Origin of the sequence: Streptococcus mitis (genome assembly GCF_946190285.1) — a bacterium.
Taxonomy (GTDB): Bacteria; Bacillota; Bacilli; order Lactobacillales; family Streptococcaceae; genus Streptococcus; species Streptococcus mitis_CP.
Window position 1 is genome coordinate 36199 of the sequence record NZ_CAMHZX010000004.1, and the last position, 22383, is coordinate 58581.

At 41.0% G+C, this 22383-nt stretch carries 21 protein-coding genes; 3 read left to right on the forward strand and 18 right to left on the reverse strand.

Features of this window, described 5'->3' with window-relative positions; translation table 11 throughout:
- Positions 1-13 precede the first annotated feature (13 nt).
- From N8L39_RS06420 to N8L39_RS06430, 3 genes are all read right to left on the reverse strand, one after another.
- Positions 14-370 carry a hypothetical protein gene (locus N8L39_RS06420; RefSeq protein WP_261039326.1) on the reverse strand — a complete coding sequence of 119 codons (357 nt, stop codon included), beginning with the start codon at positions 368-370 and terminating at the stop codon, positions 14-16.
- An 88-nt stretch (positions 371-458) separates the two neighbouring features.
- Positions 459-1808, reverse strand: a complete 1350-nt coding sequence (locus N8L39_RS06425; protein ID WP_261010477.1) for a sensor histidine kinase — start codon at positions 1806-1808, stop codon at positions 459-461.
- On the reverse strand, positions 1801-2559 hold the full coding sequence (locus N8L39_RS06430; RefSeq protein ID WP_261010476.1) for a response regulator transcription factor: 759 nt from the start codon (positions 2557-2559) through the stop codon (positions 1801-1803). The genes N8L39_RS06425 and N8L39_RS06430 overlap by 8 nt, the downstream gene beginning before the upstream one ends.
- Positions 2560-2854: 295 nt before the next feature.
- Here N8L39_RS06430 and N8L39_RS06435 point away from each other — a divergent pair, with 295 nt between their 5' ends.
- The gene (locus tag N8L39_RS06435; protein ID WP_261010475.1) at positions 2855-3184 is read left to right on the forward strand and encodes a helicase BlpT; all 330 of its coding nucleotides are present in this window, start codon (positions 2855-2857) and stop codon (positions 3182-3184) included.
- A gap of 61 nt (positions 3185-3245) precedes the next feature.
- Here N8L39_RS06435 and N8L39_RS06440 read toward each other — a convergent pair whose 3' ends face one another.
- Complete coding sequence (locus tag N8L39_RS06440; protein ID WP_261010474.1) at positions 3246-4295, reverse strand: ABC transporter permease; 1050 nt, start codon at positions 4293-4295, stop codon at positions 3246-3248.
- Entirely contained in the window at positions 4292-5023 is a 732-nt protein-coding gene (locus tag N8L39_RS06445) for an ABC transporter ATP-binding protein (protein WP_261010473.1), read from the reverse strand. Before N8L39_RS06445 ends, N8L39_RS06440 begins: the two co-directional genes overlap by 4 nt.
- 67 nt (positions 5024-5090) lie before the next feature.
- Here N8L39_RS06445 and N8L39_RS06450 point away from each other — a divergent pair, with 67 nt between their 5' ends.
- Positions 5091-5501, forward strand: coding sequence for an HIT family protein (locus N8L39_RS06450; protein WP_001278317.1), 411 nt, complete (start codon positions 5091-5093; stop codon positions 5499-5501).
- 9 nt (positions 5502-5510) lie between these two features.
- Positions 5511-5798 carry a hypothetical protein gene (locus tag N8L39_RS06455; protein ID WP_261010472.1) on the forward strand — a complete coding sequence of 96 codons (288 nt, stop codon included), beginning with the start codon at positions 5511-5513 and terminating at the stop codon, positions 5796-5798.
- A 288-nt stretch (positions 5799-6086) separates the two neighbouring features.
- On the opposite strand, the gene dnaJ is transcribed toward N8L39_RS06455, so the two are convergent.
- The 13 genes from dnaJ to N8L39_RS06520 form a co-directional block, all read right to left on the reverse strand.
- Positions 6087-7223: a molecular chaperone DnaJ gene (gene dnaJ, locus N8L39_RS06460; protein ID WP_033679702.1), complete on the reverse strand. Its 1137-nt coding sequence runs from the start codon at positions 7221-7223 to the stop codon at positions 6087-6089.
- Between the two features lie 199 nt (positions 7224-7422).
- Positions 7423-8055, reverse strand: a complete 633-nt coding sequence (locus N8L39_RS06465) for a DJ-1/PfpI family protein (protein WP_261010471.1) — start codon at positions 8053-8055, stop codon at positions 7423-7425.
- A gap of 111 nt (positions 8056-8166) precedes the next feature.
- Entirely contained in the window at positions 8167-9990 is a 1824-nt protein-coding gene (gene dnaK / locus N8L39_RS06470) for a molecular chaperone DnaK (protein WP_261010470.1), read from the reverse strand.
- A 384-nt stretch (positions 9991-10374) separates the two neighbouring features.
- Positions 10375-10899: a nucleotide exchange factor GrpE gene (grpE, locus tag N8L39_RS06475; RefSeq protein WP_000046029.1), complete on the reverse strand. Its 525-nt coding sequence runs from the start codon at positions 10897-10899 to the stop codon at positions 10375-10377.
- A gap of 26 nt (positions 10900-10925) precedes the next feature.
- Positions 10926-11960, reverse strand: a complete 1035-nt coding sequence (gene hrcA / locus N8L39_RS06480) for a heat-inducible transcriptional repressor HrcA (protein WP_261010505.1) — start codon at positions 11958-11960, stop codon at positions 10926-10928.
- Positions 11961-12120: 160 nt separating this feature from the next.
- On the reverse strand, positions 12121-12633 hold the full coding sequence (locus N8L39_RS06485; protein ID WP_000837547.1) for a DUF2812 domain-containing protein: 513 nt from the start codon (positions 12631-12633) through the stop codon (positions 12121-12123).
- 34 nt (positions 12634-12667) lie between these two features.
- Positions 12668-13243: a DUF2812 domain-containing protein gene (locus tag N8L39_RS09510; RefSeq protein WP_004238824.1), complete on the reverse strand. Its 576-nt coding sequence runs from the start codon at positions 13241-13243 to the stop codon at positions 12668-12670.
- Positions 13243-13563, reverse strand: coding sequence for a PadR family transcriptional regulator (locus tag N8L39_RS06495; RefSeq protein ID WP_000423971.1), 321 nt, complete (start codon positions 13561-13563; stop codon positions 13243-13245). Before N8L39_RS06495 ends, N8L39_RS09510 begins: the two co-directional genes overlap by 1 nt.
- A gap of 122 nt (positions 13564-13685) precedes the next feature.
- Positions 13686-15032, reverse strand: coding sequence for a type I glutamate--ammonia ligase (glnA, locus tag N8L39_RS06500; protein WP_261010469.1), 1347 nt, complete (start codon positions 15030-15032; stop codon positions 13686-13688).
- 36 nt (positions 15033-15068) lie between these two features.
- On the reverse strand, positions 15069-15425 hold the full coding sequence (gene glnR / locus N8L39_RS06505; protein ID WP_000659548.1) for a transcriptional repressor GlnR: 357 nt from the start codon (positions 15423-15425) through the stop codon (positions 15069-15071).
- Positions 15426-15501: 76 nt separating this feature from the next.
- Positions 15502-16029, reverse strand: coding sequence for an FUSC family protein (locus N8L39_RS06510; RefSeq protein WP_084947380.1), 528 nt, complete (start codon positions 16027-16029; stop codon positions 15502-15504).
- A gap of 135 nt (positions 16030-16164) precedes the next feature.
- The gene (locus N8L39_RS06515) at positions 16165-17361 is read right to left on the reverse strand and encodes a phosphoglycerate kinase (protein ID WP_001096743.1); all 1197 of its coding nucleotides are present in this window, start codon (positions 17359-17361) and stop codon (positions 16165-16167) included.
- Positions 17362-17450: 89 nt separating this feature from the next.
- Positions 17451-22370, reverse strand: coding sequence for an endo-beta-N-acetylglucosaminidase (locus N8L39_RS06520; protein WP_419991710.1), 4920 nt, complete (start codon positions 22368-22370; stop codon positions 17451-17453).
- Between the last annotated feature and the right edge of the window lie 13 nt (positions 22371-22383).

The following is a 22383-nucleotide window of genomic DNA, read 5'->3' on the forward strand; positions in this document are numbered from 1 at the left end:
AAACTACTCACCCTCACTTCCGTATGTTCTCATATATTCTCATAATCGCAACAAGGATAGCAGCTGTCCCACTTGCCAAAGCGATAAGGGTAATGATAATGTTGAGGATTTCAGGCGTACTCCCTATTCTATTGATAAGACGGAGTAGGGATATAACTGTCAACTGAATCAGGAGTATTGATTCTACTCTTACCAATGAAGTCAGTCGGTTTTCAACTGCATATAAAAAGGCTGGTAGCATAACACAGGCTATAGCAATCACAAACAGATTGCCCCCCGTTTCTTCTCCCTTGTTCACCACGGAAATCATGAGAAGATTTGATGCTATGATCAACGTAGAGCAGATGATAAAAAAGGATTTCTTATTCATTTAATATACCTCACATACTATAGCAAAAGTCAGGCTCGATAAAGACAAACTTTATCTGTTAACTTCTGCCAATTTTTTCACAAATTTTCTAATGACCAACTGGCAGCAAGTGAACCGTTAAAACCTGACGAAAGACTTGATCTTGACAGGTGGTATTTAGACTGGTATTAGGATGGCTTTCCACAATTTTCATGACAGTATAGAGACCAACTCCTCTTTCCTCCCCTTTAGAACTTGCTCCAAAGGAGAAGATTTCAGAAATATCGATGCTCTCTTCTTTGATGGAGTTTTCAATGATAAAGGTCTCCTGTTCTCCATTTTTTAAAAAGGCAATTGAAACATGAGGTTGACTAGCCTCTGCACTAGCTTCAATGGCATTATCACAAAGGATAGACACAATGGTTAGAAAATCAAGTAGACTCATCCCCTCGACCTGAATCTCCTCTGGAACTTCGACATTAAAGACTATGTTCTTATCTCTAGCTTTTAGAAATTTCCCTGCTAGAAGACTTTTGAGGGCACGGTCACGAATATTTACGAGTCGTCCAAGGTCATATTTATTGTCCAGCAATTTTTCACTAGAATCCTTTAAGACCGAGTCGTAGACCTCTTTTATCTGCCCCATATCCTCCTCTTCAATCCCCAGACGTAAGCTGGTCAAGAGATTGGTATAGTCATGGCGAAAACTCCGGACTTCCTTGTAAAGTTCCTCTATATGCCGACTATAGCGTTCCATATCTCTGTAGCGCAAGTCCTGCTCTTGGTCCAATCTCTCATGGAGTTTGTCCTTCAAATAGGTATCCAGTTTCTTGATAATCCCCATAAAAAAGAGAAAGTAAAACACCAGAATCAGATGGCGAACAGTCTTTGATTGAATACCTTGTTCATATTCAAAGAAAGACAGACTTTGCATCACCAAATAGTACGCCCCCATTATCCAGTTAATCGTAGTCAGGGACTTTTGAAAAGTTTTATCTAGAATCTCCCTTCTCAAGTTAGTGAAATCATAGTCCAACCATTTCAAAAAGACTAGGGAAATGAAGAAATTGAAAATTATTATACATAACCAAGCAAATGAGTAGTCATCATATACTTGCCCTTGTCCCAAAAATGGAAGCACAAAATAGGAAACACCTCTATGAAAGAGATTCACTAATATCATTGGAAAGAGACCATAAAAGAGAAGGAGCTTTTTAGGAAGTCCTCTTAACAATAAGAAAGATAAGCCTATGCCGTACAAGGGTTCCATAAAATAAAATAGGTAATTATATCCTACCATATATTCAATTATTAAAAAAACAAAGGCCAACAGTATCTTAAAAAGAAAAGCCTTAAAAATCCTCTCAAAAGTGATACCAATTCCATCCACCTTAAAGAAAATGACAATTTCTAGCCCATGAGTAACAAGTGTATACAATATAATCCAAATATTATACATAAGTTCTCCTAACTAAATGCAAGTTATTGATAGCTTCAGACACTTCCCTGACCTTATAACGCGCTATCATACAGCTTCCACCATTGGGAAAGTAAAGAAGTTTTTCTTTCTTATCCAAACGAACTACATTGGCAGGATTGATGAGAAAAGAGCGGTGGCACTGCAAGAGACGGGGCTCCTGCTTGAAAACCTCCTCTAAACTCGCTGTAAATTCCAGCCTGTCTGTCTTGGTATAGAGAATAACACGATGGGCTCTGGGCGACGTTTCAAGATAATAAACCTCTTTAAAAGGATACTGGAATTGGGCAAATTTTGATTTAAAGTAAAAGCAATCTTCCGCCAAACTTTTACTATCTTGACTATTGGCATAGAGAAGGGCTGTCTCGATCCGAGATTCAAACTCCTCTTCTGACAAGGCCTTATCAATGTAGTCTAGAGCAGACACTTGGTAGCGAAAGGACAGGGGCATAAACTCCGAGTGAGTCGTCACAAAGACAATCAGGGCATAGGGGTCTCGATCCCGAATCTTTCTAGCCACTTCCAGCCCCTTCATCTCTTCATTTCGAATCTCAATGTCCAAAAAGAATAGCTGATGGGCCCCCTTCTCATGCACCTCTGCCAGCAGTTGATCTGGCTTACCAAAGACCGCAAAAGAGCTGGGAGTGATATGATGTTCCTTCAAAAGTTTCTCAATCGTCGTTTCAATCCTAGTCTGTTGGGAAAAATCATCTTCTAAAACAAATATTCTCATCTTCTTACTCTCCTTGTTTCGATTTCTTCCTAAAAAGAGAATAGCAAAAATACTTTGATACAAGCCCACCAAATCCTAAACAGGCCTTCAACGCTCCTGAAGGGTAGCTTGTTCCTCAAATAAGCATGATAATCTTACAACTATTTTATCATAAAATCTTAACAGTACCATTCAGGAAATTTCAAGGGCAATTAAAGATTTGAGGCTGAAAAAAACTCTAAAAATGATAGACTAACAGTATCAAAACACAATTGCTAGAACCAAGACTAGCACCCAGATTAAAGGAGGAATTCTCATGACAGATACAGACCCTATCAAAAGAGCTCAGACTTTGATTACTGACTTAAACAAAGCCTACCAAGCATGCAAACAGGCAACCGCTGACGACGTCCGCTTTCAGGAGCAATTAAACTCTATTCTTAGCTTTCTAGCCAAGGCTGAGACAATGGATAATCGAGTCTTGATTGAATTGGAAAAATTTTACCAGACTTCCAGTCTTCTCATGGGACTCAGCGCTCTTGATCCAGATGCTCCTACTCGCGCCGCTTGGAGGGCCTATGACCGTTTCCACTTTGACCAAGTCAAGACCAAGTTGAGCCTCTACGGGCCAACCATTATCTTGTAAAAAATAAAAGAAGTTGAGACAAACTGAACTCAACTTCTTTTTTAGTGTCATATAGGCAAGATTAGTCCTGCATCTGACGTTTCACCTGATAAGGTAGGTACAAGACTAGTAAAACCAAACCTGCACCCAGTAAGGCTAGAAGGGCTAGTTTTTCCTGGAAGGTAATCAACCCAACAACTAATTCCACTACTAAGACCAAACTGGTCAATCCTCGGACTACCGCCTGCAAACCTTTTTCCTTTTGACCCTTGTCCAGTGGAAAGAGTTGGGTCAAATACTGGTAGTCAAAGGCGTGATAGAGTGCCAACAACTGGAAGAGCAAGAGGTAGTTAAACAGTACTACCACTGCTGTCGCAATCCAAGCTTGCTCGATAAAGACCTGTGCCAGTATGGAAAGTAAGAGAAGACGGAGACTGAGGGCAAAGAGATCTCCATTTCGCAGATAAGAACGCAGATAGAGATTTTGCCAAATCTTTCCAGGCACCTTCTGAACAGCCTTTAAGATAAAGTCCAGATAGGCACGACGTTTGACACTGTTTGAAATCCCCTTGACCTGCGTAAAGAGAGCAAAGAAACGAAGCAAGACTTGCTTGCGCTTGCTTTCTTGAGAAATAACATAGTCCCAGTTGAGACCAGTTTCAGTGAAAAACTTGCTGATCTTTTGACGAAAGAGCAGATATTTCCCTGCACCCAATAGGAGCACATAGACCAGAAAAACTGGCAAGCCATAACCCATGGCTAAAAACAAGGGCGCAAATAAAAGCAAGAAAAGGGTCTGTACAAAGAGCCAAAAGACTAGGGAAATACCAGTTTGACGCTTGAGGTGGAGCTTGATATCCTCTTCTCCAACCAAGAGAAAGAGCTTGTCAGGTGCCTCCATATAAGTGGCAATTCCACCCCAAAGCAAAAGTAAAACAGAGGTAATTCCTACAAATAAAAGGATAGGCCAATGATTTTCAGGAAAATGTTGCAAGAGTTGACTGTACTGGTAGGCTAGAAAGCCCAGCAGGACAAGCAGGAACAAGACAAAGTGGTCATTGAGAACATAACGCAAATAACCAATACACTCCTTACGAAAAGCCTGCTTTCTCTTTAAAAACAAGTCTTTCATAGGCCCTCCTCTTTGGTCAGAGCCAAGTAAATATCATTCAAACTAGCCTCAGGCATGTCAAAGGCTTCGCGTAGTTGCGCCAGATTTCCCTTAGCACGCACCTCTCCCTTGTGGAGAATAACAAAGGCATCACACATCTTTTCCGCCGAATCCAGCACGTGGGTACTCATGAGAATGGACTTGCCCTTTTGCTTTTCCACTTCCAAAAGCTGAATCAAGTCAGAAATAGCCAGCGGATCGAGACCAAGGAAAGGCTCATCCACGATGAAGAGACTCGGATCCACCACAAAAGCACAGATAATCATGACCTTTTGCTTCATCCCTTTGGAGAAATGAACAGGGAACCAGTCCAATTTCTGATCCAGACGGAACATTTTTAACAAGGGTTCTACTCGCTCAAAAGCGACTTTTTGCTCAATACCATAAGCCATAGCAACCGTTTCGATATGCTCTCTGAGAGTTAATTCCTCATACAAACTAGGCGTCTCAGGAATGTAGCCAATTTGCTTGCGGTAGTTAGTCGCATCTTTTTGCAAAGTCAAACCGTTGATATTGATAGATCCGCTATAAGGTGTCAACAGACCGATAATTTCATTGATTGTCGTTGATTTCCCAGCACCATTGAGACCAATCAAACCGACCAACTGCCCACTTTCAACAGTAAAAGACACATCTTTCAAGACAGGGACATGAACATAGCCACCTGTCAGGTTTTTAATTTCTAACATATTTTCTCCAAATCTGGTATAATGTAGCTATATTATATCAAAATTCAATACAGTAGAGGTAGATTTTATGTCAGATTGCATTTTTTGTAAAATCATCGCAGGGGAAATTCCTGCTTCAAAAGTATATGAAGATGAGCAGGTTCTTGCATTTCTTGATATCTCTCAAGTAACACCAGGGCATACCTTGGTCGTACCAAAAGAGCACTATCGCAATCTTTTGGAAATGGACGCTACAAGCGCCAGCCAACTCTTTGCCCAAGTGCCAAAAGTAGCACAAAAAGTCATGAAAGCTACCAAAGCTGCTGGCATGAATATCATTGCTAACTGTGAAGAAATCGCAGGCCAAACAGTTTTTCATACCCACGTTCACCTCGTGCCTCGCTACAGTGCAGACGATGACCTCAAGATTGATTTTATCGCCCACGAGCCAGACTTTGACAAACTCGCTCAAGTCGCAGAAACTATCAAAAACGCCTAAGGAGTTGCCATGAAATTATCTAATCTACTGCTATTTGCAGGAGCTGCAGCTGGAAGTTATCTGGTCACAAAAAATCGCCAAGTCATCACAGATGAGGTCTTGAACACTACTGACCGTGTTCAAGCTATCAAGGACGATGTGGAGATTATCCAAAACAGCCTGCAAATCATCGACCAGCAAAAAGAACTCATCAAAGAATACCAAGAAGACCTCACTTACAAGTTTAAGGTCTTGGAAAAAGATATCCAGACTAGACTTGCTGTCATCAAAGAAACACAGGAACTGGAAGATAAGTAAAAAGAGCCACTCGGCTCTTTTTAAAACGTAAATAAGTTATATCCCATCAACTATACATCACAATTTAGACAACTCATCCATCGTTTCAGAACTAAATCGAATACTTTCCCAGACTTTCCGCCGTAATGAAAACACCTGAAATAGTTTGGTTTCAGGTGTTCGGAAACTTTGAGCCTAGGTCTCAAAGTTTAGGTATGGAACTTCGAAGAAGGTCGCTACCGTCCGTCATTACTTAAGGAAAGTCTTAAAAAATCTGTAAACAAAAAGAGCCACTCGGCTCTTTTTACTTTATTCTCCTTCAAAGGCATCTTTAATATGGTCAAAGAAGCCTTTTTTCTTCGGATTGACTTTTAAATCACCTGCAGCTGCGAATTCTTTAAGCGCTGCTTTTTGGCGGTCGTTCAAGCCTGTCGGTGTTACGACATTGACGGTAACGTATTGGTCCCCAACTGCACCGCCACGAAGGCTCGGAGCTCCCTTACCACGTAGGCGGAATTTCTTACCAGTCTGAGTGCCCTCTGGGATAACCAATTCAACATCACCATGAACAGTTGGAATATCAACTGTATCACCAAGAGCTGCTTGGACAAAGTTGAGGTTTAGATTATAGAAGATAGTAGTTCCTTCACGTTCAAACTTATCGCTAGCTTCCACAGAAACTACTACATACAAGTCACCATAAGGTCCACCGTTAAAGCCTGCTTCACCTTGACCAGCTAGACGAATTTGTTGACCTGTTTCCACACCAGCAGGGATTTTCACATGTACGCTATGGGCTTGTTTTTCATGACCTGTTCCATGACATGTTGTACATGGGTCTTTGATTTCTTTTCCGCGACCGTGACAGACATCACAGGTTACTTGACGACGCATCATACCAAGCGGAGTCTGCGTATCGACATTAATGACACCAGCGCCATGACAGCGTCCACAAGTGACTGGACTTGTTCCTGGCTTAGCACCAGAACCGTTACATGTACTACAGCTTGCTTCACGATTGTACTTGACTTCTTTTTCAGCTCCGAAAATAGCTTCTTCAAAGGTCAAGTTCACACGATACTGGAGGTCATCCCCTTGACGAGGAGCGTTAGGATTTCGTGAAGCACCGCCTCCGCCGAAGAAACTTGAGAAGATGTCCTCAAAACCACCGAAGCCACCTGCTCCGTTGAAACCGCCAAAACCACCAGCACCACCAAAGCCACCGTTGGCTCCAGCCGCACCATATTGGTCATAGGCAGCTCGTTTTTGGTCGTCACTCAAAGTCTCATAGGCTTCTTGAACTTCCTTGTACTTTTCCTCAGCACCAGGCTCCTTGTTGATATCTGGGTGGTATTTTTTCGAAAGCTTGCGATAAGCTTTTTTGATCTCGTCTGCCGAAGCGTTTTTTGACACCCCCAGACGATCATAAAATTCAGTATTGTTCATACAAGATACCAAGACCGTAAAATTCGACTGAAAAATAGGAAATCTGACGCTGGAGCGATGCTCCTAGGCAGATTTATCTTTTTTCCGAGAATTTAGGTCGGGTTCAATTCCTTTCTTTTATATTGAGTAATAAATTTGGGAACCCGTGTTCAATTCCCTGAACACTCTTTGTTCCTTTCTATAATTTTTATGTAAATCTTTAGAGGCTGTTTTCTATACTCTGCTTCACTTGATCAAACTCTTCATCTGATAGAGTAAATATCAAATCCTCTTCAGCATACTCGTTCTGTTCTTTAAAATAGTTGTCCGTATTCTCTGCCAACCCTAAACCGAAAATCACTTTTCTTGCAAACTCTTGATGTGCAAAACCGATAGCCGTAATGATTTGTTTATCTTGGACAAGAACTTTCGGTTGGAAATTCTCACGTGGAAGAAATTCAAAATAGTCAAAGAAGTTTTGCCAAATTCCACCTGTAAATTTCGTGTCGTTCAACAAGCCTGCTTTCGCCAATAAAAGGGGCGCTGAAGAAATAGCTGCAATTAGGATATCTTGCTCATTAAGACTTCTCAAAAACGAGATCAATTTCTCATCTTGTAGAGCAGGACCTATATTTACCATTCCTGGCAAAATCACACAAGAATACTCTTCTATACGGATTTGATTCAATGTTTTCGTCGGTTGACAGGGCAAACCATCCTCAGAGACCACCATCGAATTCTCAGAAGCTACATAATCAATCGTGATATCAAAAGACAGAGCTATAGTACTCGTTAAAGCGCTTATCTCATAAAGAGAAAAATTAGGATAAATGACACAAAGTACTTTTTTCATACGTAACATCCTCTATCTTATCGAAAAACAGAGGCTGGGTTGCAACCTCTGGATTTCTTCTTATACTCGCCTGATTTTCAAGCTAGGGATAAAATAGTCCACTGGACTATTTTATTTCTCCGTAAACTCTCCGTCTACGACGTCATCGCCTGCGTTTCCTGTTGGTTGTGCGCCTTCTGCTCCTGCTTGAGCTTGTTGTGCTGCTGCAGCTTGTTCGTAGAGTTTAACAGCAAGTCCTTGAGCTTTTTCGTTCAATGCTTCAAGTTTTGCTTTCATTTCGTCCAAGTTGTTGTCTTCTTGAGCTTTCTTAAGGTCATCAAGGGCAGCTTGGGCAGCGTCACGTTCTGCGTCGAATCCTTTGCCTTCAGTTTCCTTGATTGTCTTTTCAGTCGCAAAGATCGCTTGGTCTACTTCGTTACGAAGGTCAACTTCTTCTTTACGTTTCTTATCTGCTTCAGCATTAGCTTCTGCATCTTTCATCATGCGGTCGATTTCTTCATCAGTCAAACCTGAGTTCGATTGGATCACAATAGTTTGTTCTTTTTGAGTTCCAAGGTCTTTAGCTTTAACAGACACGATACCGTTCTTGTCGATGTCAAATGTTACTTCGATTTGAGGAATTCCACGAGGTGCAGCTGGGATATCTGTCAATTGGAAACGTCCAAGAGTCTTGTTATCTGCTGCCATTGGGCGTTCACCTTGAAGAACGTGGATATCAACGGCTGGTTGGTTGTCTGCTGCAGTTGAGAAGACTTGTGATTTAGATGTTGGAATTGTTGTATTGCGGTCGATGAGTTTTGTGAAGACACCACCCATTGTTTCGATACCAAGTGACAATGGTGTTACATCCAGAAGGACAACGTCTTTAACATCACCAGTAATGACACCACCTTGGATAGCCGCACCCATAGCAACTACTTCGTCAGGGTTTACTGATTTGTTTGGTTCTTTACCAGTTTCAGCCTTAACTGCTTCTACAACAGCTGGGATACGAGTTGAACCACCAACAAGGATAACTTCATCGATTTCTGACAAGCTCAAACCTGCATCTGAAAGGGCTTGACGAACTGGAACTTTTGTACGTTCTACAAGATCACGAGTCAAATCGTCAAATTTCGCACGAGTCAAAGTCATTTCCAAGTGAAGAGGTCCAGCTTCACCAGCAGTGATGAATGGCAAGCTGATTTGTGTCGAAGTTACACCAGAGAGGTCTTTCTTAGCTTTTTCAGCTGCATCTTTCAAACGTTGCATTGCCATCTTGTCAGTAGACAAGTCAATACCGTTTTCTTTCTTGAATTCTGCTACCAAGTGGTCGATGATTTTTTGGTCAAAGTCGTCACCACCAAGTTTGTTGTCCCCTGCAGTTGACAATACATCGAAGACACCGTCACCCAATTCAAGGATAGAAACGTCGAATGTACCACCACCAAGGTCAAATACCAAGATTTTTTCTTCTTTGTCAGTCTTGTCCAAACCGTAAGCAAGGGCTGCTGCTGTTGGTTCGTTGACGATACGTTCTACTTCAAGACCAGCAATTTTACCAGCGTCTTTTGTTGCTTGACGTTGAGCATCGTTAAAGTAAGCTGGAACTGTGATAACTGCTTTAGTAACTTTTTCACCAAGGTAATCTTCAGCGTAGCCTTTCAAGTATTGAAGAATCATAGCTGAAATTTCTTGTGGAGTGTATTCTTTTCCGTTAGCAGAAACTTTTTCAGAAGTTCCCATCTTAGATTTGATAGAGATAACTGTATCTGGATTTGTTACTGCTTGGCGTTTTGCAGCGTCACCAACGATAATTTCTCCGTTTTTGAATGAGACTACAGATGGAGTTGTGCGGTTTCCTTCTGGGTTTGCGATGATTTTGCTTTCAGTTCCTTCAAGAACTGCTACTGCTGAGTTTGTTGTACCTAAGTCAATACCGATAATTTTAGACATGTGTTTTTCTCCTTAAATTTTAATTCGAGTTTTGATTTTTTGATATTTCCCTTAAGTGGTGGGGACGTGAGCAACTCCCTACGGGATTTCATCACTTATCTTTGAGCCTATTGTCTCAAAAATCCCCTGTTTCAGTAGCTTTTGCTACTGAAACTTTCACCACGATGGGAAATATCTTCCTTGCAAGCCTCCGGCTTGCCTCTTATCTTTCTTCATAGTTTATTGTCGTTTCGGACAAGGTTTCTATTATATATGTTGCAACCGTCAGAATTGCCTAATCGAACACGCCCTAAGCTCTGGGTAAAAAAGATAGATTTCCTTGTGTTCATCGAACACTTCGTCAATCTCCTATTTTTACTGTGAGCTTTTTACGGGCTTTGTATCTTAGTTGTACACCACTACCATTGCTGGGCGTAGGATGCGGTCATGGAGTTTGTAGCCTTTTTGGAAGACTTGGGCGATGGTATCTGCTGGGTGTTCATCGTCTGCTGGGAGAGTTTGGATGGCCATATGGTAGTTATGGTCAAATTCGCCATCAGCTGCAATTTCTTCGATTCCTTCTTCTTTCAAAGCGTGAATCAAGCTTTCTTGCACCATTTCCAAGCCCTTCTTCACATCATCTGTCAAACCTTCAACTGCGAGTGCACGCTCTAGGTTATCCAAAGAAGGGAGAATTGCTTTTGCCAAGTCCTGGCTACGGTAACGTTGCAAGTTTTGACGCTCTTCATTGGCACGGCGTTGGATATTTTGCATTTCCGCATGAGCGCGAAGGTATTTGTTTTCAAACTCATCTGCACGTTCATTTGCCAAGTCCAACTCAGACTTTTCAGGAGTTGTTTCTTCAGCTGTTTCCACAACTTCCTCTTCTTGGACTTCTTCTACTTCTTCATTTTTTATATCTTGGGCCATTTTCGCCTCCTTTAATGATTTCAATCTTAATGTACTTCGTAATGATTACTGCTGAGGTAGCGGTAAAAATCTGTCAACTTCATGGTCAAAACACGGTTGACCACATTGACTTGGTTGATTAGCTGTTGGTAATCCAGATTGACTGGACCCATAATCGCTAGAATTCCAACTCCCCGATAAGGAATGAGGAACTTGCTACTAATCACCGCTAGGTCGGCTAGACAGGACTCTTGACTGTCTGCAACACGAACGTTTTGCATCTGATCTTCACGCAGACCCTCACGAATCTCCAGAGCCACCTTTTGCGGTTGGTCAAAGAACTGATAAGCTGCCAGATTGGCAAAATTCAAGAGATTGACTTTGCCCGCCACCACAATGTTTTCGTTGAACATTTCCTTAAAGATATGTTCAAAGAGATCGATAACATTGTCCGTTGTTGTAAAGTAACGCTGGATAATCTGCGGAATCTCCGTCCGAATCTTGTAGTGAATATCTAGAACGGTGTGGCCGAGGAAACGTTCCTGAATGATGCTCTTCAGCTTCAGCAAATCCTCCTGCAAAAAGTTCCTTGGAATCAGAAACTGACTGGTAACCGTTCGAGACTCGTCTAGGGTGAATACCGCCAAGGCTGTATGTTGCCCCAAAACAACGATATCAAAGGCTGTCAAACGTTGCCTGCTCGGCTCAACATCCAGTGCTACTACCGTACAGCCACTCAAGTCTGTCAGCAGGTTAGCAGCCTCTTGCAGAATATCCTCCAATTTGAAGAATTCCTGATCAAAGGCTTTGACAATCTCATATACCTCATTTTCAGCTAGTCGGTCAAAATCCAGTGAGTGTTTCACATAGTACTGAAAACCAGCAACACTTGGCATCCGACCACTTGAAGTATGGGCCTTCTCAAGCAACCCTTGCTTTTCTAGAGCCGCCATGTCATTACGAATGGTTGCACTGCTAGAGTTAATAGACTCTTGCAAGGCTTTGGATCCGACAGGTTCGTGCGTTTTGGTAAAGATGTCAATAATCAGATTTAAAATATCCTGCTGACGCTCTGTAACCACCTCATCACTCCTCTCTGTCTGATCGATTAGCACTCGATACACTCAAGTGCTAACTTATGATTCTATTATACACCCTTAAAAGAGAATGTCAAGACAAAAACTCAAAAAATTAGCACTCTTTTGCCAAGAGTGCTAAAAATCAGTCTAAAGACCTAGAACCTTACTGTTTATCTACTCGGTATGCCCTTTTAAGCCTTAAATAGCCATGAATTAAATAAGAAATCATAAAGGCATATAGAGCAAAAATGACAAAGAAAGATTGCGACAGTTCTTCTCGAAACAAACTCATACAAACAACAAGACCACCTAAGAAAGTAGCTGCACATGAACGAAATCTATATCGCATAACTTCCCATCTGAGCCCCTTACTCATATAGACTTGATCCTCTGGAAGTATATTAGAAGCCGGTTTACGAAAAATTGAATAAAAACCTCTTTCTATCAATTCCCAACCTCTATTTCTAAAATCTTGCAGTTCATGCTTATATTTTTTAAGAAATCTAGAATCATAGATACGGTAGATGACATCGTCTGGTTGACATTGGTCAAAATAGAAAAAACCAAAACGACTCGTTCTATACCTCCAACCTTTCAAGTGCATCTCATGTAAATATTCTTCTTTCTTATCCTCATCAAGAATCGTAAAAATCCGAAATTGTAGTTTGCTTTTCATCATCGCACCTCCAAATTAGAAAACATGCATGGTTTTATTTATCAGATAATTCTTTCCACTTTTGAAACAATCTCCAAAAAATATAAGACATCTGAATCGAATGAACTATCAATAAAACACCATCTATTATAACAATCAAAAACATTTCCCAACTGAAAGAACTACCTCCAGTGACAAACTTTGAGAAAACCGGTAGTAGAGCTAAAAAGAGAAGCAAAATAGGAAGCATCCGCCTCGTTAAAATCCGTTTGACCATAGCTAGCTTCCCGGCCGCGTCATTATAAATTTCAAACTCGGCATCCAACTCAATTCCAGAATGAAGCTTTCTAAAGTAGGAAAAACCATTAAAGTCTGTAATATGCTCCCATCCACAGTCTTTAAATAATTGTAAATAGGAGGCTCTCTCTGATTTTTTCATAGGATAAAAGTCCAACTGATAAGACACCTGCTCCGGTTGGCACTTTTCAAAAGTATACTTAACCGCAACTACTAAGTTAGAGTAGGTCACTTCCTTGAGTTTCCAGCCCTCAGCATGCATTTTTCTAAGATATAAAGCCTCTCTATCATAATCCGCAATGGTAGCAATTCTATAAACAACCTTCTTTTCCATCATCTTTCCTCCAGACTGTTTCTATAGAGCCGTTCAATACGTTTCAATTCAATATCTAAGACTTTTCTTCCCAAGTCTGTAATCTGATAGATTTTACGCTTCTCCTCTTCTCGGACAAAGGAAATCAAACCATCCTTTTCCATTTTTGACAAGGTTCCATACATAGTTCCAGGACTAATCGAAACTTGCAAATCTGTCATCTCCTTGACCTTTTGCGTAATACTGTACCCATGACCTTCCTTTTGCAGACAGAACAAGATATAAAAGCCCGTTTCCGTCATCGGAAGATAAACTCGACGAATCTTATCCGTTAATTCCATTTATAGCTACCTCCTATCCAGTTCGATATATCGCACTTCGTTATATAAAATATATCACACCTCGATATAAAATACAAGAAAAAAAGATTATCCTCACGGACAATCTTCCTTCTATATTAGTATTAGTAAAGGTCTAAATAATTATCAATTTCCCATTGTGAAACGAAGGTTGCATAACTTGCCCATTCGATTCGTTTGGCTTCAAGGAAGCTAGTGTAGATGTGATCTCCGAGAGCTGCTCTGACAACCTCATCCTCTGTTAAAGCCTTCAATGCGTTGTGAAGGGTTGATGGAAGGTCTGTAATTCCAGCTTCTTTACGCTCTTCTGCTGTCATAATGTAGATATTTTCTTCGATAGGAGCTGGTGCTTCGATTTTATTTTCAATACCATGCAAACCAACTTCCAATAGAACTGCCATAGCGATATATGGGTTTGCCATTGGGTCCACCGAACGCAACTCAAGACGAGTTCCCATACCGCGTGAAGCAGGTACGCGCACAAGTGGCGAACGGTTACGACCAGCCCAAGCAATGTAAACAGGCGCTTCATAACCTGGAACCAAACGTTTGTATGAGTTAACCGTTGGGTTCATGATAGCAGTATAATTGTAGGCATGCTTGATCAAACCACCAAGGAAATGGTAGGCCGTTTCTGACAACTGCATTCCTTTTGGATCATTTGGATCAAAGAAGGCATTATTTCCTTCTGCATCAAACAAGGACATATTACAGTGCATACCTGATCCGGCAATACCAAATTTTGGTTTAGCCATAAAGGTTGCGTAAAGACCATGTTTGCGAGCAATAGTTTTAACCACGAGCTTAAAGATTTGAATCTTATCACAGGCACGGAGAACTTCATCGTACTTGAAGTCAATTTCGTGTTGTCCAACCGCAACCTCGTGGTGACTTGCTTCTACTTCAAATCCCATTTTGGTCAAGACATTGACAATTTCACGACGCGTATTGTCCGCAAGGTCAGTAGGCGCCAAATCAAAGTAGCCACCCTTGTCATTTACTTCAAGTGTTGGGTCTCCATTTTCATCCAACTTAAATAGGAAGAATTCTGGCTCTGGACCAAGGTTGAAAGATTTGAATCCTACTTCTTCCATGTGACGAAGAGCACGCTTCAAATTGCCACGAGGGTCACCTGCAAATGGTTCACCTTCTGTTGTATAGACATCACAGATCAAACCTGCAACACTTCCATTTTCATCTCCCCAAGGGAAGACTGTCCATGTATCCAAGTCAGGGTACAAGTACATATCTGACTCATTGATACGTACAAAACCTTCAATAGAAGATCCATCAAACATCGCCTTGTTTGACAAGACTTTATCTAACTGTTCATCTGTAGCAGGAATTTCGACGTTTTTCATGGTTCCCAAAATATCTGAGAACATAAGACGAATAAAGGTAACATTTTTTTCCTTGACTTCACGACGAATATCTGCAGCTGTGATTGGCATGAGTTTTCTCCTTAATGTATGACTACTTGCGGTTACCTAACCGCGACCAAAAGGTGACCGTACTGAAGCAAAGCGACCCTGTTGGAGGAGTTCATTGTGAAGTGCACGACGCACCTCAGTCTGACTCACCGCTTTCTTGGATTTCGCTTCACGTTCAGCATATTTTTTCTTAATGGCAGCGATATTATAACCTTCAGAGATATAATCTTTGATTTCAAGCAGACGATCCATGTCATTCAAGGAATACATGCGACGGTTCCCTTCGTTTCGATCAGGTTTAATCAACTCTTGATCTTCATAATAACGAATCTGACGCGCCGATAGATCGGTCAACTTCATAACACTGCCGATAGGAAAAACAGCCATATTTCGGCGAAATTCTTTTTCCTTCATTTACAATTTCCTTCTTTCTGTCTATTATAGTCTAAAAAAAGACAAACGTCAATTGATAATGTTATAAAATGTAACATTATTTTTCTTTTTTCTCTAAAAAGAGCCGAATACGATCAATATCGTAATTTACGAGAATTGCGACAAAAACTCCCATGAAAGTTTCTGATACACGCGCAAACACGTACAAAATTGTCTCACCGCTTGGAATTGATAGGGTAATAATTAACATAGCTGCTACACCACCTATAACACCTGCTTTGTTATTCATGGCTACGTTTGTCATAATGGTTAACATGGTGCAGATTGGAACAACAACCAAGGTCACCCAAAAAGCTTCGTGGAAAAAGGTATTTAATAGGAAGAAGAGGAGGGCATAGAGGCCACCGATACTATTTCCTAGAATACGTGAAGTTCCAAAATGAACACTCTTATCAAAACTCTCCCTCAGGCTAAAAACGGCTGTCAAAGCACCAATTTGAAGACCTTTCCAACCAAAAAAGCCAAAAATCAAGAGAACTAGAAAAACAGCAATACCTGTTTTAAAGGTTCGCATACCAAGTTTGAACTGGGATTTATCGAATTTATATTTTTTAAAATAACTCATAATCTCAACTTTCTATTTCCATTTTATCATAAATCGGTGATTTTTATGAGCAATAGTTGAGAGGAAGCGTTTTTATTTTCAGTAAAAGAAAAGAGGAACTTTCATCCCTCTCTTCTTTGATTTATTTATAAAATCTTATTTTTCTGTCAAGGCTGCAAGTCCTGGAAGAACTTTACCTTCAAGAAGTTCCATTGATGCTCCACCACCAGTAGAGATCCATGAGAATTTGTCTGCACGTCCAAGGTTGATTGCTGCGGCAGCTGAGTCACCACCACCGATGATTGATTTAACGCCTGGTTGTTTCACGATAGCGTCCATCACACCAATTGTACCAGCTTGGAAGTCTGGGTTTTCAAATACACCCATAGGTCCGTTCCATACAACTGTTTTTGCACCGGTCAAAGCTTCATCAAATTTAGCGATAGATTTTGGACCGATGTCAAGACCAAGGAAGCCTTCAGAAACTGCTTCACCTTCAGTGTCACGCACTTCAGTGTAACCAGCAAATGCGTTAGCTTCTTTTGAGTCAACTGGCAAGATCAATTTACCGTTTGCTTTTTCAAGAAGAGCTTTCGCAACATCCAATTTGTCTTCTTCTACAAGTGAGTTACCGATTTCGATACCTTGTGCTTTGTAGAATGTGTAAGTCATACCACCACCGATAAGAACTTTATCAGCTTTTTCAAGCAAGTTTTCGATAACACCGATCTTGTCTGAAACTTTTGAACCACCAAGGATCGCTACGAATGGACGTTCTGGAGTTTCAACTGCTTCTTGGATGTAGGCAATTTCGTTTTCAAGAAGGAAACCAGCAACTGCTTTTTCAACGTTTGCTGAGATACCAACGTTAGATGCGTGTGCACGGTGAGCTGTACCGAATGCATCGTTTACGAAGATACCATCTCCAAGCGATGCCCAGTATTTACCAAGTTCAGGATCGTTTTTAGATTCTTTTTTGCCGTCAACATCTTCGTAACGAGTGTTTTCAACCAAAAGAACTTGTCCATCTTCAAGAGCGTTGATCGCTGCTTCCAATTCAGCACCACGAGTTACACCTGGGAAAACAACATCTTGACCAAGTTTTGCTGCCAAGTCTGCTGCTACAGGAGCAAGTGATTTACCAGCTTTATCAGCTTCTTCTTTCACACGTCCAAGGTGAGAGAAAAGAATTGCACGTCCACCTTGTTCGATGATGTACTTAATAGTTGGAAGAGCTGCTGTGATACGGTTGTCGTTAGTGATTACGCCATCTTTCAATGGTACGTTGAAGTCAACGCGAACGAGGACTTTTTTACCTTTCAAGTCAACGTCTTTAACAGTAAGTTTTGCCATGTTACAAAAACCCCTTTATTTATTTTATTCGAAACTATTATATCACACTTTGGAAATATAAGGAAAGATTTCACAAGATTTTTCGATATTTAATCTTCATCTTCTTTTTTCTGTTTCAAGGTCAAGGCTAAACTAGCAAGACCAAGGCTGGCCAAGCCTGCTATTATGGCTTCATTAGCATCAACTGTTCCTGTATTTGGCAATTGTTTGCTTGCTTCTTCTGATTGAACTGCTGTATTTTGGGCTGGTTTTTCTTGTGTAGGCGCTACTGCTGGCTCTGTTTTTACTTTTGTTCCAATTTCAACAATTTCTGGAATGGCTTCTTGGATAACCTCTGTTGAACGAAGGCGACGCTGACCGTTTTCATCAACTTCAAAGACATGTCTTAATAGACCATCTCGTCCCTGTATGATGACTCGTTGTTCTCCAACTAGCAACTCAGAATTTTCATGTTCTTGACGGTCAAAGGCAATCTTTTCCTCTTGAACTTCCAATTTAGGAGCCTTTTGTTGGTCAGACGCTGGTTGATTAGAAGGTTTTGGAAGGTCTGTGTTTTGTGGTGCTGGATTGGCAGGGATGAGACCAGTACCTACTTCTACGATTTCAGGACTTGCTTCTTTCAAAACTTCTGTAGCGCGCAGCGTACGATTGCCTTGACTATCTACTTCAATCAAGCGACGAATTTGCCCCTCAACTCCTGCTTGGACAAGTTGACGTTGACCGACTGGGAGATTTGGATTTGTTCGTTCTTGGTATTCGAAAGCAAGACTTGTCTCTTCAATTTCCAATTTCGGAGTATCCACAACCAAATTCTTGACACCTTCAGTTGGTTCCTTACTTGAAATAACCTTTTCTACTGGTTTAGCAGGCTGTAGTTTTTCAGCAGACTCATAAACAAAGGCATAATGAGTGAAGTGTGGTGCTGTAAAGATGACATGACTATCCGTTTGTTCAAAAGCCAATTCTACTGCTTCTTTACCTTCAGGTAAGAAGAATACTTTCTTCACTTTCTTATCTTTTTCAATTGGGATTTTCACAATAGAAGCATAAGAGAGATCAATTTCTTGACCTTTTTCATCCAAACCTTCTATTTCAAAGACATGAGCATCTTCTCCTGCAAAGTACTTCTTCTCTTCAGCACTTGCTTGGACACGTTCTACTTTCAAGCCCTTGATAACAGTCTTTTCTTTATTTGAGAAGTGCACTTCAACACCTGTTTTACTATCAGAAAAGACTGCTGGTTTGTCTTCTTTCAATAAGGCAACCAGATCTTTTAGACTCTGTTTCGCTGTAGCAAGCTCTTCTGGACTCAAATCTACTTTTTCAACCAAGGCCTTGTTCTTCTCAAGAAGTGGAGCTAGGGCAGAACCTGAAGGATGGTTTGGTTTAGCAGCCAATAGTTCTTGAGCCTCACCTGTTAAGCGATCGAGTTCGGTCTTTTCTTCCGTAAATTTCTCTTGACCATTCAGAGCTTTATGAGCTTCTGTCAATTTATTAAGTCGGTCATTAACCTGATCTTGAGTGCTAGTTTCATGGTCTTTCAACACTTGTTCGGCCGCTTCAATTGCTTTCAAGAAGGCTTCTTTTACTTCTGGTGAAGCAAAGTTATAGACCACTTTATTCTTAGCTGCTTCAACTTCTGCTAATTTTTGTTTGAGATACTCATCGTTTAGTGCTGCTTTTGGCGATACCAAAACATCAAAGTTAACTTCATGCCCTTGATAATGAAGTGTCAAGGTTTGACGACCAGTCTTTTGAGCATCGTAACCAGAAATTTCAACTCCCTCATCAGTAAAGGAATGTTCTTCCATAGTGTCATTGCTATAAGACACTGCAAAGCGTCCTTCAGACAAGTCTAAGCTATCCCCAACTAGGTAATCTTTTTTCGGTTCCTGACTCACTTCAATTCCCAAAATAGTTTTCGGAGTTGCTTCATCTTGGCTAGTAACAGTCACTGATAAATTAGCGTTTACCGGTTGTCCCAAATATTGTAAAGTAAGATTTTGTTCTCCCTTATGATGCGTATCGAAGCCTGATACTGATACACCTGCGTGAGTTAGGCGAATGAGTTGGTCCTCAGCTCCTCCTTCATACTGAACTCGAAGAACACCACCTCTAAGGTCCAAATCTTCCCCTTCAGCATAACTTGTTTTCTTAGGTCCTGTTTCTAGGCTGACTGACTTGATTCTTCGATCATCTTTCGGAACAGTAACTGCAAGGACATTACTAATTTCCTTACCTGGCAACTGGGTACGGTAGTAAAGAAGACCCGATTGATTTGTCAAATCCAATGGTGAACTTGCTAGGTCACCTCCAACTTCACTCTTCAAGGTTGCAAGCGGAGTTTGAGAATTTGGATTGTCATAAACAGTAATGGTAGCTCCAGCTGGTACGTCTGCAAAGCCAACTTGTACCTTGTTATTGCCTAAAGTACGAGCTGCAGCCTTGGCCATCGGAATATTGACACTTTCAGTATCAAGCTTTTCATACATTTTCCAGTTATAGATACGAATAGCCTTCCATGGAGTTCCATTGTCAGAAGTGACAACATTCAAGCGCCAATCTTGAGCTGTGATTGGTTTATCAAGGGTAATATCTGTAACATGGGCTTTATTGCCACGGACTTCCTTAGCCAACTTCCATTGACCATCCACATCTTTATAATAAAGGTCAAAGTCTTTGGTATTCATCAAACCGTCGTTTACAGATTCTCCACCAGCTCCAGCATGGTCCATCACCCATCTAACAACTGTACGTGGCTTGGTCAAACGAATATCCACACTACCACTTAATTGTCCAGAAGACCACTTGTCTGAAAGACTGGTAATGGTACCATTCAACATACCTTCGATACCTTCCCCACCTTCAGTCTTAGGGAAAGTACTATCAATAACTGTTGCACCTGGTACGATATTTTCAGCTAGTGGTTTTGGTAGGCTGGTATCTTTTACAGTCATGCCCCAATCAAAGGTTGTTGTTGCAGCTTCTGAACGAACCCCATTTTTACCAACTGCGACAATCTTCAGTTCTTGAGTTGTACCTTGAGCACTTGCTGAACGGCTAACTTTTGGTAGATAAATAGTTGTAGAAGATGAACCTGTTAGTAATTTCCAGCTGTCTCCATCTTTTTCGTAAACTTCATAGAAATCTGCATCCTTGTTTCCTTCAAATTGCACAACCGCTTCTGCTTCTTGGGCATTTTTAAGGACTTGTTTGGCTACAGCTACTGTGGTTGGTGCCTGAGGAGCATCTTGATTATTGCTGATGGTCAATTGCCCAAGGTTGAATTGATAGCCTTTTAAGTCTTTGTCATTTTCAAAATAGAGTTTAATACCGTAAATTGTTTTGCCCGCCAAGGCACTCAAATCAAAATCATCGGTAGTCCAGTTATCTGAAACTGTCAATTCTTTACGGGCAGCTTCATCACCGTAGGTATAATCTTTCTTGGTTGCAAATTCTACATAAACCTTGGTACCCTTACCTCCTTTGTGGGCAACATGCAATTTGGTGGTATCTGTCACCTTCAAGCGAGTAGAGTACAAATTCACATCTTGCTTGGTCGCACCTGAAAGATCCCCTGCAAATTTGAGAGAAGTTCCACCATTATAAGCATCTTCAAAATCATAGCTTGCTTTCAACTTATCACCAGTTGATTTTTGCCACCAGCGCCATGTTGGAAGAACACCTGAAACTGAACGGTAATTCCACTCAGAATCCTTAGAAACCTTACCATCTACGAACCATTTTCTACCGTGACCTGTATTAAAGGAAGTAGTAAAGGTATGACCTACTGCTGGCGTGCGGTCCGCAACTAGGTTAGCAATCCCATACCAATCTTTGTCACCTGGTTTTTGGCCAGTAGGATCACCTTGATAACCTGTAAAGAAGATATCTTCATTCTTATGATAATCTTCACCAGTTTTTCCTAAACTTGTAATGGTATCTGGGGCGAACAAACCAAGAGAAAGGCGTAATTTCCCATTTTCATCTAAAATGTCATTCCATTTGACCTTGGTCTTGTAGGAACCACCCTGTTGCAATTCCAAACCTGCAAATACATCATAAGGATTACGGCCAATCCAGTTGGCAGTTGTAATAGTGTAATCATTCTTAGCCTTATCCCAGTTAAAGTTAGCAAAGAAGTTATCTGCTGGAACCTTATCTCCTTCTGGTTGCATGAATTGGTAGTTGTATTCTCCCAAACCATCTTGATGGTAACGTCCATAGTTATAAGTCATGGCATCGTACCAAGAATACTTGATTGGATGGTTTACCTTAGCAGCATACTCCTTGGTATAGAGCATAAACTGGCGCATCTTTTCTCCAAGAGGTTCAACCAAATCCCCAGTTGTTTCTTGGTTAATGAAATAGCCATCATAGCCATAATACTTGGCCATATCCACCAATTTACGGGCAATTGGGAAGCTACCATCTGGGTCTTGCTTCAAAGCTTCAGCAAATTTTTCTTGATCTGCAATACTATTAGACCAGTTGAAGAAGAGTGTACCATATACAGGAACCCCGTTACGGTGACCTGCATCAATAACGTCAGGAGTTGGTACGAGACCTTCCCAGAAGACCATTGAATCTAGATATTGCCAATAGTCAAAAGCATAGGCCTTGAACTCTTCTCCACCAACAGAAGCGTGGTCTTTTGCTTTAGAATTGGTGTTGGATAGGGCTTGTACTTTTGCTTCCTTGCTAGCTTTTTCATTAACCAAATGACCTGTCCGACGTGAAGCGAGGGCAACAGATCCGCGGTTAATAGCGTCATCTTCACGAGCTCCTGGTTCCCATTTCAACAATTCATCCCAAGAATTAAATTTGATTTCCTTTGGTTTTAATGCTTTTTCCGTATTTTTAGGGACATCTGGCTGAACTTCTTTTTCAGTCTTATTAGCTTCTGCTGCTGGCTTAGACTCATCTCCTTGGCTAGTTGCTTCGGGCTTTGCTTCTATTTCCTTGTCAGACTTAGGTTTTGCTTCTGCAGATGGTGTTTCTGTAGCCACCTCACTTGCTTTT

Coding starts and splice junctions, on each gene's coding strand:
- N8L39_RS06430 (WP_261010476.1), bottom strand. CDS start 2,559: ATGAGAATATTTGTTTTAGAAGATGATTTTTCCCAACAGACTAGGATT.
- N8L39_RS06445 (WP_261010473.1), bottom strand. CDS start 5,023: ATGTTAGAAATTAAAAACCTGACAGGTGGCTATGTTCATGTCCCTGTC.
- N8L39_RS06450 (WP_001278317.1), top strand. CDS start 5,091: ATGTCAGATTGCATTTTTTGTAAAATCATCGCAGGGGAAATTCCTGCT.
- N8L39_RS06515 (WP_001096743.1), bottom strand. CDS start 17,361: ATGGCAAAACTTACTGTTAAAGACGTTGACTTGAAAGGTAAAAAAGTC.
- N8L39_RS06425 (WP_261010477.1), bottom strand. CDS start 1,808: ATGTATAATATTTGGATTATATTGTATACACTTGTTACTCATGGGCTA.
- N8L39_RS06495 (WP_000423971.1), bottom strand. CDS start 13,563: ATGGAATTAACGGATAAGATTCGTCGAGTTTATCTTCCGATGACGGAA.
- grpE (WP_000046029.1), bottom strand. CDS start 10,899: ATGGCCCAAGATATAAAAAATGAAGAAGTAGAAGAAGTCCAAGAAGAG.
- N8L39_RS06485 (WP_000837547.1), bottom strand. CDS start 12,633: ATGAAAAGCAAACTACAATTTCGGATTTTTACGATTCTTGATGAGGAT.
- N8L39_RS06510 (WP_084947380.1), bottom strand. CDS start 16,029: ATGAGTTATTTTAAAAAATATAAATTCGATAAATCCCAGTTCAAACTT.
- N8L39_RS09510 (WP_004238824.1), bottom strand. CDS start 13,243: ATGGAAAAGAAGGTTGTTTATAGAATTGCTACCATTGCGGATTATGAT.
- N8L39_RS06440 (WP_261010474.1), bottom strand. CDS start 4,295: ATGAAAGACTTGTTTTTAAAGAGAAAGCAGGCTTTTCGTAAGGAGTGT.
- dnaJ (WP_033679702.1), bottom strand. CDS start 7,223: ATGAACAATACTGAATTTTATGATCGTCTGGGGGTGTCAAAAAACGCT.
- glnR (WP_000659548.1), bottom strand. CDS start 15,425: ATGAAGGAAAAAGAATTTCGCCGAAATATGGCTGTTTTTCCTATCGGC.
- N8L39_RS06435 (WP_261010475.1), top strand. CDS start 2,855: ATGACAGATACAGACCCTATCAAAAGAGCTCAGACTTTGATTACTGAC.
- N8L39_RS06420 (WP_261039326.1), bottom strand. CDS start 370: ATGAATAAGAAATCCTTTTTTATCATCTGCTCTACGTTGATCATAGCA.
- dnaK (WP_261010470.1), bottom strand. CDS start 9,990: ATGTCTAAAATTATCGGTATTGACTTAGGTACAACAAACTCAGCAGTA.
- N8L39_RS06465 (WP_261010471.1), bottom strand. CDS start 8,055: ATGAAAAAAGTACTTTGTGTCATTTATCCTAATTTTTCTCTTTATGAG.
- glnA (WP_261010469.1), bottom strand. CDS start 15,032: ATGCCAATCACAGCTGCAGATATTCGTCGTGAAGTCAAGGAAAAAAAT.
- N8L39_RS06455 (WP_261010472.1), top strand. CDS start 5,511: ATGAAATTATCTAATCTACTGCTATTTGCAGGAGCTGCAGCTGGAAGT.